Annotated in this window: 12 protein-coding genes; 6 read left to right on the forward strand and 6 right to left on the reverse strand. The window is 61.4% G+C overall.

Annotated elements, in window-relative coordinates:
• The 5 genes from AYR66_RS05035 to AYR66_RS05055 form a co-directional block, all read left to right on the forward strand.
• The coding region (locus AYR66_RS05035; protein ID WP_141104169.1) for a YhdP family protein at nucleotides 1–2,309 on the forward strand (2,309 nt) is incomplete at its 5' end.
• Nucleotides 2,310–2,317: 8 nt separating this feature from the next.
• Nucleotides 2,318–3,115, forward strand: coding sequence for a carbon-nitrogen hydrolase family protein (locus tag AYR66_RS05040; protein ID WP_170942068.1), 798 nt, complete (start codon nucleotides 2,318–2,320; stop codon nucleotides 3,113–3,115).
• A 118-nt stretch (nucleotides 3,116–3,233) separates the two neighbouring features.
• Nucleotides 3,234–4,694 (forward strand): metalloprotease TldD, encoded by a 1,461-nt coding sequence (gene tldD / locus AYR66_RS05045; RefSeq protein WP_088706613.1) that lies wholly within the window; start codon nucleotides 3,234–3,236, stop codon nucleotides 4,692–4,694.
• Between the two features lie 284 nt (nucleotides 4,695–4,978).
• Nucleotides 4,979–6,040, forward strand: coding sequence for a 3-deoxy-7-phosphoheptulonate synthase AroG (aroG, locus tag AYR66_RS05050; protein ID WP_088706614.1), 1,062 nt, complete (start codon nucleotides 4,979–4,981; stop codon nucleotides 6,038–6,040).
• Nucleotides 6,041–6,157: 117 nt separating this feature from the next.
• Nucleotides 6,158–6,670 (forward strand): DUF1269 domain-containing protein, encoded by a 513-nt coding sequence (locus AYR66_RS05055; RefSeq protein ID WP_206047064.1) that lies wholly within the window; start codon nucleotides 6,158–6,160, stop codon nucleotides 6,668–6,670.
• A 15-nt stretch (nucleotides 6,671–6,685) separates the two neighbouring features.
• Here the strand turns inward: AYR66_RS05055 and AYR66_RS05060 are convergent, their stop codons facing one another.
• Complete coding sequence (locus tag AYR66_RS05060) at nucleotides 6,686–7,318, reverse strand: retropepsin-like aspartic protease family protein (RefSeq protein ID WP_088706615.1); 633 nt, start codon at nucleotides 7,316–7,318, stop codon at nucleotides 6,686–6,688.
• A 10-nt stretch (nucleotides 7,319–7,328) separates the two neighbouring features.
• Nucleotides 7,329–7,814, reverse strand: a complete 486-nt coding sequence (locus tag AYR66_RS05065; protein WP_088706616.1) for a YajQ family cyclic di-GMP-binding protein — start codon at nucleotides 7,812–7,814, stop codon at nucleotides 7,329–7,331.
• 131 nt (nucleotides 7,815–7,945) lie between these two features.
• On the opposite strand from AYR66_RS05065, the gene murB reads away from it, so the two are divergent.
• Entirely contained in the window at nucleotides 7,946–8,974 is a 1,029-nt protein-coding gene (gene murB, locus AYR66_RS05070; RefSeq protein ID WP_088706617.1) for a UDP-N-acetylmuramate dehydrogenase, read from the forward strand.
• Nucleotides 8,975–9,025: 51 nt separating this feature from the next.
• On the opposite strand, the gene ppnP is transcribed toward murB, so the two are convergent.
• The 4 genes from ppnP to rsgA all read right to left on the reverse strand — a co-directional run bounded on the left by ppnP (nucleotide 9,026) and on the right by rsgA (nucleotide 12,668).
• A complete protein-coding gene (gene ppnP / locus AYR66_RS05075) occupies nucleotides 9,026–9,346 on the reverse strand; it encodes a pyrimidine/purine nucleoside phosphorylase (protein ID WP_088706618.1) in 321 nt (106 codons plus the stop codon).
• Nucleotides 9,347–9,368: 22 nt separating this feature from the next.
• A complete protein-coding gene (gene argG / locus AYR66_RS05080) occupies nucleotides 9,369–10,703 on the reverse strand; it encodes an argininosuccinate synthase (protein WP_088706619.1) in 1,335 nt (444 codons plus the stop codon).
• A 41-nt stretch (nucleotides 10,704–10,744) separates the two neighbouring features.
• Nucleotides 10,745–11,659, reverse strand: coding sequence for an ornithine carbamoyltransferase (gene argF, locus AYR66_RS05085; protein ID WP_088706620.1), 915 nt, complete (start codon nucleotides 11,657–11,659; stop codon nucleotides 10,745–10,747).
• Nucleotides 11,660–11,777: 118 nt separating this feature from the next.
• On the reverse strand, nucleotides 11,778–12,668 hold the full coding sequence (gene rsgA, locus AYR66_RS05090; protein ID WP_088706621.1) for a ribosome small subunit-dependent GTPase A: 891 nt from the start codon (nucleotides 12,666–12,668) through the stop codon (nucleotides 11,778–11,780).
• Between the last annotated feature and the right edge of the window lie 3 nt (nucleotides 12,669–12,671).

The following is a 12,671-nucleotide window of genomic DNA, read 5'->3' on the forward strand; positions in this document are numbered from 1 at the left end:
AAGGCGACTTGTCGCAAATTCCCTACCATGGACAGCATGACCGCGCGAAAGGCGAATTCAACATCACCGGCAGGATCGAGAACGGCAAGCTGAACTATGGCCCGAACCTGCACGCGAAGGACGGCAAATCGCCGATGTGGCCGGTCATCGACCAGATCAATGGCACGATCACCTTTGATCGCGCACGAATGGAAATCCATGCCGACAGCGCACGGACATCCGGCACGGCGCTGTCCCGCGTCAAGGTCGTCATTCCCGACCTGGCCGACCATGATGCCGTGCTGGACGTCGACGGCGAGGCGGCCGGCCCGCTGCAGAATTTCGTCAAGTTCACGCAGGACAGCCCGGTGGGGGAGTGGATCGGCCACTTTACCGACGAAACGCGGGCGTCCGGCAATGCCCGCTTGCAGCTGAAACTGCAGTTGCCTTTGCATCGCATGCCGGAATCCAAGGTGCTGGGCACACTGAATTTTTCAGGCAATACCGTCAACCTCAAGAACTTCCTGCCACCCTTGTCGGCGACAAGCGGCAAGCTGGAGTTCAATGAAAAAGGTTTCAGCATCGGCGGCATCAAGTCAAGCTTCCTTGGCGGGCCTGTGACGATTTCCGGCGGCACCCAGCGCGACGGAACTATTGTCGTGAAAGCCGACGGTAACCTGACGGCCGACGGAATTCGCAAGGTCTACGCCGCATCCGCCGGGCAGCGTGCGCCGGACCGCATCACAGGCAGCGCGCGCTACCTGACGCAGATCCGCGTGCGCAATGGCCAGCCTGACATCACGGTCGAGTCGAACCTCGCCGGCATCGCGCTGGATTTCCCCGCGCCGCTGCGTAAGGCCGCGGGCGAGAGCTTGCCGCTGAAGTTCGAGCTGATCGGTTTGCCTAACGGCGATCAGGGCATCCAGCGCGATGAGATCAAGTTGTTCCTCGGCTCGGCGATTGCCGCGCGCTACGAGCGCCAGAAGGCCAATGGCGAACCTGACTGGAAGGTAGTCCGCGGCGGTATCGGCGTGAACGTGCCGCCTCCGATGCCGGACAGCGGCGTCATCGCCAATGTCAGCATGAAATCGCTCGATATTGACGCATGGCGGCGCGCCGCCAGCTCTGTCGCGACGAATTCCGCGCGCCCTGGCGACACGGGCAAGCAGCAGGACGCACTGTCGATCACGCAATACATCGAACCGGAAGTGCTCGCCGCGCGCGCGACCGAGCTGGTCATCATGGATCGCAAGCTGGACAACGTGGTGGTCGGCGCATCGCAACAGAAAGGCGTGTGGCAGGCGAACATCGACTCCGAGCAGGTGTCCGGTTACCTCACATGGACCGAGTCCCGCAATGGGCAGGGTCTCGGCCGCGTGACTGCGCGTCTCGCTTCGCTGGTCATCCCGAAGTCGGCCGCGAACGATGTGACGGACCTGCTGGAAGGCAAGAACACCACGACGCAGATGCCTGCCGTTGATATCGTGGCCGAGAACTTCGAACTGTTCGGCAAGAAATTCGGCCAGCTGGAACTCGCCGCCTTCAATGCACGCGGCTTTTCGACGCGCGAATGGCGCATCAGCAAGCTGGCGATCATCAATCCTGATGCGGAACTCAAGGCCACCGGCAAATGGGCCGCGCGTGATGGCGAAAACACTTCAACCCTCGACTACACGCTCAACATTGCCGACGCCGGCAAGCTGCTGGACCGATTCGGTTTCGCTAATGTGCTGCGCGGTGGCAAGGGCAAGATGGAAGGCGAAGTGAGCTGGAAAGGACTTCCGTTTTCACTCGACATCCCCAGCCTCAACGGACACGTTACGCTCGATCTCGCCAGCGGGCAGTTCCTGAAGGTCGATCCTGCTGCGGCCAAGCTGCTCGGCGTGCTCAGCCTGCAGTCGCTGCCGCGCCGCCTCGTGCTCGACTTCCGCGACGTGTTCTCGGAAGGCTTCGCGTTTGACGGCGTGACGGCGACGGCCAACATTACCAACGGCGTGGCCAAGACGGACAACTTCAAGATGCGCGGCGTGGCCGCCACCGTGCTGATGGACGGCACGGCCGACATCGCGAAGGAAGCGCAAAACCTGCATGTCGTCATCATCCCCGAGATCAATGTCGGCGCCGCGTCGGTCGTGTACGGCCTTGCGGTGAACCCGGTCATCGGCGTCGGCACCTTCCTTGCACAGCTGTTCCTGCGCGATCCGCTGATGAAGGCGTTCACTTTTGAATACCAGGTCACCGGCCCGTGGAAGGACCCGGTCGTCACCAAGCTGGTCCGCCAGCCGCAAAGCCCTACCGGGCAAGCCGGCGGATCGCGGAACAATAGTTGAGGAGCGACATGGTGAAAGTTGCCGCGATACAAATGGTGTCCACTCCGGTTGTGGACGAAAATTTCGCGTCGGCGCGCCGCCTGGTGGCGCAAGCCGCGCAGGAGGGCGCGCGCCTCGTCCTGCTGCCGGAATACTGGCCGATCATGGGGATGAACGAGACCGACAAGGTCGCGCACGCCGAGCAGATCGATGTCGGACCGATCCAGCAATGCATGGCCGACATGGCCCGCGAAAAGGGTATCTGGCTGATCGGCGGCACACTGCCGATGGCAGCATCGGATGAGAACAAGGTTCTCAACACCACGATGGTGTACGACCCGCAGGGCGAACATGTTGTGCGCTACGACAAGATCCACCTGTTCAGCTTCACCAAGGGCGCGGAGTCCTACGACGAGGCGCGTACCATCGTGCATGGCACGCGCGTGGGCAGTTTCGATGCGCCGTTCGGCAAGGTCGGGCTTTCCGTATGTTACGACCTGCGCTTTCCGGAGTTGTATCGCGCTATGGGCGACTGCGCGCTGATAGTCGTTCCCGCCGCCTTCACCTATACCACCGGCCGCGCGCACTGGGAAATCCTGCTGCGTGCCCGCGCCATTGAAAACCAGTGCTACGTGCTTGCAGCCGCGCAGGGCGGTACGCATCCTAACGGACGGCGGACCTGGGGCCACAGCATGCTGATCGATCCCTGGGGCGACATCAAGGCGGTGCTGCCGGAAGGCGAGGGCGTGGTCGCCGGCGACCTCGATCCCGCACACCTGCAGCGGGTACGTGAAAGCCTGCCGGCGCTGAAACATCGCAAGCTCTAATACATCCCTTGCCCATGGGTATCGATCCCCGAAATCAACGGGCACCTTGAGGATGTTCTACAATCTATCCATCTTTTGAATCCTTTCCCCGCGCCCGCCGCGCCCATTGAAAGAAGCCATGAATCTATTCGAACCCAACCTCCAGACCCTCGCCGTTGCCCGCGACATCCTGCTCGCTCCTTTCGGGCTCGATGAATCGAAGCTGACCAAGGCGCTGGGCGAGATCTTCACGCACAAGGTCGACTATGCCGACCTCTACTTCCAGTTCACCCGCAATGAAGGCTGGAGCCTGGAAGAAGGCATCGTGAAGACCGGCAGTTTCTCGATCGACCAGGGCGTCGGCGTGCGCGCCGTTTCGGGCGACAAGACCGCGTTTTCCTATTCCGACGAGATTTCCGAACGCGCGCTGCTCGAGGCGGCCGCGGCGACCCGCACCATTGCGCGCCAGGGCGCCGGCAAGGTGAAGGTGGCATCGGATATCCAGGCGGTTGGCGGCCGCTCCCTCTACCTGCCGCACGATCCGCTCGCGTCGCTGGACGCGACCGAAAAAGTGAAGCTGCTCGAAAAGGTCGAGAAGATTGCGCGCGCCAAGGATCCGCGCGTGGTGCAGGTGATGGCCGGACTCGCCGGTGAATACGATGTCGTGCTGGTGGTGCGCAGCGACGGCGTGCTGGCGGCTGACATCCGTCCGCTGGTGCGCGTATCTGTCACCGTGATTGCAGAGCAGAACGGCCGGCGCGAGGTCGGTTCGAGCGGCGGCGGCGGCCGTTACGACTACAGCTACTTCAGCGATGAACTGCTCGAGAAATACGCTGCGGAAGCCGTCGAGTCGGCCATCGTCAACCTCGACGCGCGTCCCGCTCCTGCCGGTCCGATGACCGTCGTCCTCGGACCCGGCTGGCCCGGCGTGCTGCTGCACGAAGCCGTCGGCCACGGCCTTGAAGGCGACTTCAACCGCAAGGGTTCCAGCACCTTCTCGGGCCGCATCGGCGAGCGCGTCGCCGCCAAGGGCGTTACCGTGGTGGATGACGGCACCATTGCGGACCGCCGCGGCTCGCTCAACATCGACGACGAAGGCAACCCGACCCAGTGCACGACGCTGATCGAGGACGGCATCCTGAAGGGCTACATCCAGGACACGATGAATGCGCGCCTGATGAAGATGCAGGTGACCGGCAACGCACGCCGCGAATCCTACGCCCACCTGCCGATGCCGCGCATGACCAATACCTACATGCTCGCCGGCGACAAGGATCCGCAGGAAATCATCGAATCCGTGAAGAACGGCTTGTATGCCGTCAATTTCGGCGGCGGCCAGGTCGATATCACCAACGGCAAGTTCGTGTTCTCCGCGAGCGAGGCCTACATGATCGAGGACGGCAAGATCACCTACCCGGTCAAGGGCGCGACCCTGATCGGCAATGGCCCCGACGTGCTCAACCGCGTCTCGATGATCGGCAACGACATGCAGCTTGACAGTGGCATCGGCGTGTGCGGCAAGGAGGGGCAGAGCGTGCCGGTCGGTGTCGGCCAGCCGACGCTGCGGATCGATGGCGTGACGGTGGGCGGAACCGCCTGACTGACCGATAGGCAGGGTTTTGGCGAGATTTGATACGAATTTCTGCCAAAGCCTTGCCAAACCGGATGAATTACTGCACTATTGATTGAAATTTTCAGCAAAACCCCTGAAAAACATGACTTTCGCGCGCTTTTACTTTTATTTTTTCTTTAGCTTGTCCAGCCCAACGGCGGTGGAAAAGCGGTAAGCGCACGAATAAAAGAGCTGAACCGAATCCTGAAAAAACCGCCAGAAATGGCGGTTTTTTCGTTTATACAGACTTGAACCCTGACTGGAGAGTACACATGCAACGCACCGACGACTTGCGCATCCGGGAGATGAAGGAACTCGCGCCCCCGTCACACCTGATCCGCGAATTTTCCTGCACCGACAAGGCCTCCAACACGGTCGCCAATTCCCGTGTCGCCCTGCACCGCATCCTGCACGGCCAGGACGACCGCGTGATGGTGGTGATCGGCCCGTGCTCGATCCACGACACCAAGGCGGCGATGGAGTACGCGCGCCGCCTGGTCGAGCAGCGCGAGCGCTTCAAGGACGACCTGGAAGTCGTGATGCGGGTGTACTTCGAAAAGCCACGTACCACCGTGGGCTGGAAGGGCCTGATCAACGATCCGTACATGGACAACAGCTTCCGCATCAACGACGGTCTGCGCACGGCCCGTGAGCTGCTCCTCAACATCAACGAACTCGGTTTGCCCGCCGGCACCGAATTCCTCGACGTGATCAGCCCGCAGTACGTCGCCGACCTCATCAGCTGGGGCGCGATCGGTGCACGTACGACCGAGTCGCAGGTGCACCGCGAACTCGCATCCGGACTGTCCTGCCCGGTCGGATTTAAGAACGGCACCGACGGCAACATCAAGATCGCTGTCGACGCCATCAAGGCCGCTTCGCAGCCGCACCATTTCCTCTCCGTCACCAAGGGCGGCCACTCCGCCATCGTGTCGACCGGCGGCAACGAGGATTGCCATATCATCCTGCGCGGCGGCAAGGCGCCGAACTATGACGCCGCCAGCGTCGATGCCGCATGCAAGGACATCGCAGCGAACGGCCTCGCATCGCGCCTGATGATCGACGCGTCGCATGCGAACAGCTCCAAGAAGCCGGAAAACCAGGTGCCGGTATGCGCCGACATCGCGAAGCAGATCGCCGGCGGCGACACCCGCATCGTCGGCGTGATGGTCGAGTCGCACCTCGTCGCCGGCCGCCAGGACCTGGTGCCGGGCAAGGAACTGACCTATGGCCAATCGATTACCGACGGCTGCATCGACTGGGATGCCAGCGTGAAGGTGCTGGAAGGCCTGGCGGAAGCGGTGCGCCAGCGCCGTCTCGCGAGCAACGAGTAATCCGGTTGCATTCGGGCAAAGGCACGGCATGCGCCGTGCCTTTTTTGTATCCGCTGTTGTGGTGTGTGGCAACTTTGCTATAACTAAAGCAGGTCCTGCTTTTCACGGGAGGCTATCATGCGCCGCAGGCTCTACTACATGCTGCCCGATGTTCCCAGCGCACGCGCGTTGCTCGACGAGTTGCTGCTCGCTCGAATCGAGGAACGGTACATGCATTTCTGGGCGAAAGAGGGTACGCCGCTTCCGGACATGCCGGAAGCAAACTTCTTCCAGAAAACAGATCTTGTGCACGGTGTCGAGTCAGGCATCCTGACCGGCGGCGCGTTGGGTGTGATCGGCGGCGCGCTGCTGGTGCAGTTTCCGCCCGAAGGCCTGCAGCTGCCGATGGTGGCTATCCTGTTCACCGGCATTGCTGGCGTGCTGTTCGGTGCCTGGGCCTCCGGCATGGTAGCTGCGGCGATTCCGAATTCCCGACTGGAAGCCTTCCGGCAAGGCATCGAAAGCGGCAAGGTCCTGTTGATGGTGGACGTGCCGTTCCAGCGCGTGCGGGAAATCGAGGACATGGTCGAGAAGCGCCATCCGGAGTTCAAGTTCGGTGGCGTGGAGCCGCATATTCCGGCATTTCCGTAATGCCGGCAGGGGTGCTCAGAAGCGCTTTGTGAGCACCATCTGGGCGCCGTCGCGGCGCATTTCGGTCCGGTTCAGGAAGGACATGCCCAGCAGGATGATGGGCAAGCCCTGTTCCTGCACGAAAGCGTCGACCTGGTTGATCTCGACGTCGCCCACCTTCACCGTATTCAGCTTGACGCGGTAGGTCGGCGCGACGCCGTTGGCCGTGTTCACGTAACCGGGTGTGCCCTTCTTGTAGTCGATGCCCAAACGTGTCGCTTCCGACGCCGGGAGCGCAATCAGGGTGGCGCCGGTGTCGAGCAGCATGCGCACGCTGCCGCCATTGATCTGGCCGTTCACCACGTAATGTCCCTGGCCGTCGGCCTGCAGCGTGACGCTCTGCCTGCCACCGTCGGACGTGGAGCGGTTGACGTGTTCGCCCATCGCGATCGTCCGCCGTTTGCCGTTGATCTCGATGGTCGCGCCGTCACTGTCGGCCGCGACCAGCTTCACACCTTCAGCGATGGTGGCGCCGACCGAGTAGGTTTTCGGCCCACCGCCGTCGACGACAAGCACAGCCTTGTTCGGGAAAACGCCGACCACGCTGATATCCGTGGCCAATGCCGCGCCGGAGGCGAGCAGCAGGGCGGTAAGTGTGGTCAGGCGCATGGCAGCGGCTTTAATCGCGGAAGTTGTTGAATTCGAGCGGCAGGTCGGTCACTTCCTTGCGCAGCAGCGCCATGGTCGATTGCAGGTCGTCGCGCTTGGCGCCGGACACGCGCACGGCATCGCCCTGGATGCTCGCCTGCACCTTGATCTTGCTTTCCTTGACGATCTTCACGATCTTCTTCGCGGTATCGGAATCGATGCCGTTCTTGACCTTGATTACCTGCTTGACCTTGTCGCCGCCGATCTTCTCGATCTTGCCGATATCGAGGAAGCGCACGTCGACGCCGCGCTTGACCATCTTCCCGGTCAGCACGTCACGCACCTGGTTGAGCTGGAATTCGCTGTCGGCGTAGGCGGTCAGGTCACGCTCCTTCTGCTCGACGCGGGCATCGCTGCCCTTGAAGTCGAAGCGGGTGGTGATTTCCTTGTTGGACTGGTCCACGGCATTGCGGACCTCGACGATATTGGCTTCGGAGACGACGTCAAAAGAGGGCATGGGTTTTTCCTGTTTCAGTGTTGGGGGATGCAGCCGGCGTTTTCATTCTTTTATCGGGCCGCGTGGCAGTTTGGTCAAGGCGATTCTAGCCGACAAAAAAACGGGTGGCTAGACTATATAATGCGTCGCTTATGACTACCGTTCTCCCCGTCCAGTACGACTTCCCGTTGAAGCGCCTCAACACCTTCGGCATCGATGCCAGGGCGAAGGCTTACCTGCCTGTTACCTCGGTGGACATGTTGTCGCATGTCAAACATGACGACTTCCTTGCGCGATTGCCGCGCCTGGTGCTCGGTGGCGGCAGCAACCTGCTGCTGACCGAGGATTTCCCTGGACTGGTGCTGCACATGCAGATGACGGGCGTAGCGGTCACGGGCGAGGATGACGCCGCGGTGTACGTGAAGGCCGCCGCCGGGGAGAACTGGCACGGCTTTGTGCAATGGACGCTGCAGCAGGGCTACGGCGGTCTCGAGAACCTGTCGCTCATTCCCGGCAATGTCGGTGCGGCACCGATCCAGAACATCGGTGCTTACGGCGTCGAGCTGAAAGACCGTTTTCATTCGTTGACGGCATTTGATTTCAACACCGGTACCACATTCACGCTGGACAACGCCGGCTGCCGGTTTGGCTACCGCGACAGCGTGTTCAAGCATGAATTGCGCGAGGATGCCGCGATTCTGGACGTCACCTTCGCATTGCCAAAGAAATGGCAGCCGAACACGCAGTATGGCGACGTGGCGCAGGAACTATCGGCACAAGGGATCGCCGCGCCGACACCCGCACAGGTCAGTGACGCTGTGATCGCCATTCGCACACGCAAGCTGCCCGATCCGGCGCTGATCGGCAATGCAGGCAGTTTCTTCAAGAACCCGATCGTGACGAAAGCACAGCGCGACGCGTTGCTGGAACGTTATCCGCAACTGGTGAGTTATCCGCAGGCGGATGGCAGCTACAAGCTGGCTGCGGGCTGGCTGATCGATCAATGTGGATGGAAGGGCAGGAGCCGGGGCGCGGCCGGCGTGTACGAGAAGCAGGCGCTGGTGCTGGTCAATCGTGGCGGGGCGACAGGGAAGGAAATCGCCGAACTTGCCGCAGCCATCCAGGCGGATGTGATGGCGCGGTTTGGTGTACGGCTCGAACCCGAACCAGCCTTCGTGTAAAACAAAAAAGGCGATCAAACGATCGCCTTTTTTATTGGTGCATCGAACTGCTTATGCCGCAACGAAGTGGCAGACGTAATCCAGCGTCTCAACGGTCTCGATGTCGAAGCTCGAATTGCCCGGCACGTTGAAGCTCTGGCCGCCTTCGTAGCTCTTCCACTCGGTTTCGCCCTTCAGGCGGATGCGGCACTTGCCTGCGTTGAGTTCCATGATTTCCGGTGCGCCGGTGTTGAAGGTCAGCGAGGACGGGAAGATCACGCCGATGGTCTTCTTCGTGCCGTCGGCAAACAGCACGGCGTGCGAGACGCACTTGCCGTCGAAGTAGAGGTTGGCCTTCTTGACGACGGAAACGTTGTCGAATTGTGTGGTCATGGTTTCAGTGGTTGATGTTGGATTATTTGTCGCTCTTGCCCAGGCGCGGCAGCGCCACCGAGGAGCCGGCGGACAGCAGGCCGGCATTGCTGTAGATGCCCAGCTTGTCGCGCGTGTCGGCGATGTCGAGGTTGCGCATGGTCAGCTGGCCGATGCGGTCCTGCGGCGTGAACGCGCCTTCGCCCTTTTCCATCGTGAGGCGTTCCGGCTGGTAGGTCAGGTTCGGCGAATCGGTATTCAGGATCGAATAGTCGTTGCCGCGGCGCAGTTCAATCGTCACTTCGCCGGTTATCGCACGGGCAACCCAGCGCTGCGACGCTTCGCGCAGCATGATGGCCTGCGGGTCGAACCAGCGGCCCTGGTAGAGCAGGCGGCCGAGCTTGCGGCCGTTTTCGCGGTACTGCTCGATCGTGTCTTCGTTGTGGATGCCGGTGACGAGGCGCTCGTAGGCGATGAACAGCAGCGCCAGGCCCGGGGCTTCGTAGATGCCGCGGCTCTTCGCTTCAATGATGCGGTTCTCGATCTGGTCACTCATGCCGAGGCCGTGGCGGCCGCCGATGCGGTTCGCTTCCATCATCAGGTCGACCGGGCTGGCGAAGGTCATGCCATTCAGCGCGACCGGACGGCCTTCCTCGAAGCGCACGGTGACTTCTTCGCGCTTGACTTCAACGTCGTCGCGCCAGAAGGCCACGCCCATGATCGGTTCGACGATCTTCATGCCGCTGTTCAGGTGCTCGAGGTCTTTCGCCTCGTGAGTCGCGCCCAGCATGTTGGAGTCGGTGGAGTAGGCCTTCTCGACCGACATCTTGTAGTCGAAGCCGGACTTGATCAGGAATTCCGACATTTCCTTGCGGCCGCCGAGTTCGCGGATGAAGGTGTCGTCCAGCCAGGGCTTGTAGATGCGCAGCGACGGGTTCACCAGCAAGCCGTAGCGGTAGAAGCGCTCGATGTCGTTGCCTTTGAAGGTGGAACCGTCGCCCCAGATGTCGACGTTGTCTTCCTGCATCGCGGCCACCAGCATGGTACCGGTGACGGCACGGCCCAGTGGCGTGGTGTTGAAGTAGGTGACGCCGGCGGTCGAGATGTGGAAGGCGCCGCTCTGCAGCGCGGCGATGCCTTCGGCCACCAGTTGCTCACGGCAATCGATCAGACGTGCCTGCTCGGCGCCGTACTGCTTCGCCTTCTTCGGGATCGCATCGTAATCGGGTTCGTCGGGCTGGCCCAGATTCGCCGTGTAGGCGTAGGGGATCGCGCCCTTCTGGCGCATCCAGTGCAGTGCTGCGCTGGTATCGAGGCCGCCGGAGAAGGCGATGCCAACTTTCTGGTTGACGGGAACGGACTGGAGAATGGTCGACATGATTTCTGCTTCGCTTGCTGGGAGGGTGATTGGGTTGGGCGTCAGTTGAGCTTGCCCAGGACAAGGTATTCGAGCAACGCCTTCTGTACGTGCAGGCGGTTTTCGGCTTCGTCCCACACGACCGACTGCGGGCCGTCGATCACTTCGGCGGCTACTTCCTCACCGCGATGTGCGGGCAGGCAGTGCATGAAGAGGGCGTCGGCATTGGCGCGCTGCATCTTCGCGCCGTCGACGATCCAGCCGTCGAAGGCCTTCAGGCGCGCCGCGTTTTCTTCTTCGTAACCCATGCTGGTCCAGACGTCGGTGGTGACGAGGTCGGCGCCGACACAGGCGTCGGAGGGGTTGGCGAAGACGGTAAAGTTGCTGTTGCCCGGCGTGACCAGCGACTGGTCGATTTCGTAACCCTTCGGCGTCGACACGTTGACGTGGAAGCCGAAGACCTGCGCCGCCTGCAGCCAGGAGTAGAGCATGTTGTTGGCGTCGCCGATCCAGGCGACGGTCTTGCCCTTGATCGAGCCGCGATGTTCGATGTAGGTGAACACGTCGGCCAGGACCTGGCAGGGATGGTGCTCGTTGGTCAGGCCGTTGATGACCGGCACGCGCGAGTGCTTCGCAAAGCGGTCGATGATGTCCTGGCCGAAGGTGCGCACCATGATGATGTCGCACATGCGGGACATGACTTGTGCCGCGTCTTCAACGGGCTCGCCGCGGCCGAGCTGGCTGTCGCGGGTATTGAGGTAGATCGCCGCGCCACCGAGCTGCTGCATGCCGGCCTCGAAGGACAGGCGGGTGCGGGTGGAATTCTTTTCGAAGACCATGACCAGCGTGCGGTCAAGCAGCGGGTGGTAGGTTTCGTAATTCTTGAATTTGCGCTTGATGATTCGCGTGCGTTCGATGACGTACTCGAATTCATCAAGCGTAAAGTCAGAAACTTGGAGGAAGTGTTTGATCGCCATAAATGAAAACGGCGGCCAGTGGCGCCTGCCGCCGTGAGGTTGTAAGCCGTTCAATTATAAGGGATTTCTATCCCGAAAAGACAACAAAACCGGGGGGCGGCGAGGGCTTTGCCTGAGCTCAGTAAAGCTTTTGCGACGATTCGTGCACCAGCTGCTGGTAAAGGGCGTGGCGCATCGCCGGAATCTGGCCACTTTCCACTGCGGAGAGGATGGAGCAGCCGGGCTCGCTCAAGTGGTGGCAGTTGTAAAAGCGGCAATGCCCGAGGTGAGGTCCGAACTCCTTGAACGCTCGCTCGAGCATGCCTTCCGTCAGATGGTAGAGGCCGAATTCCTGGAAACCCGGCGAATCGATGATGGACGTATTGCCGTCGACCATGAACAGGCGCGTGAACGTCGTCGTGTGCTTTCCGGAATCGAGCGCGGCGGAGATTTCGCGTGTTGCCAGTTCGGCACCGGGAACGAGCAGGTTGATGAGTGAGGACTTGCCCATGCCGGACTGGCCGATGAGGATCGTGGATTGCCCCTTCAGCAATGGCTCAAGCGCCGCTATTGTTTCCTCTGGCGAAGTCCGTGCTGAAACCTCATGGACGGGGTAGCCCAGGTTGGCATAGAGCGAAACCCGTTCGCGTGCCTTCGGCAACGACTCCGTCACGTCGATTTTGTTGAGGATGATATGCGGACGGATGCCGCCTGCTTCGGCCGCGACCAGCGCACGCGATACGAGGTCGTCCGAGAAGCCCGGTTCTGTCGCGACGACAATGAACAATTGCGTCAGGTTGGCCGCCAGCAGCTTCGACTTGTACTGGTCGGACCGGTACAGCAGCGTCTTTCGCTCCTCGATCTTTTCGATCACGCCCTGGTCGGGCGAGGTCTGTTTCAACTGCACGATGTCGCCCACGGCTACGTCGCTTTTCTTGCCTCGTGTCACACAGTGGAGGCAGATGCTCTCTGTCTGGACGAGGTAATGCCGACCATGGGCGGCGATGACTGTCCCCTTGTCGATTCCCATCGT

It is taken from the genome of Noviherbaspirillum denitrificans (genome assembly GCF_002211445.1).
GTDB lineage: Bacteria > Pseudomonadota > Gammaproteobacteria > Burkholderiales > Burkholderiaceae_D > Noviherbaspirillum > Noviherbaspirillum denitrificans.

Coding starts and splice junctions, on each gene's coding strand:
- AYR66_RS05040 (WP_170942068.1), top strand. CDS start 2,318: ATGGTGAAAGTTGCCGCGATACAAATGGTGTCCACTCCGGTTGTGGAC.
- tldD (WP_088706613.1), top strand. CDS start 3,234: ATGAATCTATTCGAACCCAACCTCCAGACCCTCGCCGTTGCCCGCGAC.
- aroG (WP_088706614.1), top strand. CDS start 4,979: ATGCAACGCACCGACGACTTGCGCATCCGGGAGATGAAGGAACTCGCG.
- AYR66_RS05055 (WP_206047064.1), top strand. CDS start 6,158: ATGCGCCGCAGGCTCTACTACATGCTGCCCGATGTTCCCAGCGCACGC.
- AYR66_RS05060 (WP_088706615.1), bottom strand. CDS start 7,318: ATGCGCCTGACCACACTTACCGCCCTGCTGCTCGCCTCCGGCGCGGCA.
- AYR66_RS05065 (WP_088706616.1), bottom strand. CDS start 7,814: ATGCCCTCTTTTGACGTCGTCTCCGAAGCCAATATCGTCGAGGTCCGC.
- murB (WP_088706617.1), top strand. CDS start 7,946: ATGACTACCGTTCTCCCCGTCCAGTACGACTTCCCGTTGAAGCGCCTC.
- ppnP (WP_088706618.1), bottom strand. CDS start 9,346: ATGACCACACAATTCGACAACGTTTCCGTCGTCAAGAAGGCCAACCTC.
- argG (WP_088706619.1), bottom strand. CDS start 10,703: ATGTCGACCATTCTCCAGTCCGTTCCCGTCAACCAGAAAGTTGGCATC.
- argF (WP_088706620.1), bottom strand. CDS start 11,659: ATGGCGATCAAACACTTCCTCCAAGTTTCTGACTTTACGCTTGATGAA.
- rsgA (WP_088706621.1), bottom strand. CDS start 12,668: ATGGGAATCGACAAGGGGACAGTCATCGCCGCCCATGGTCGGCATTAC.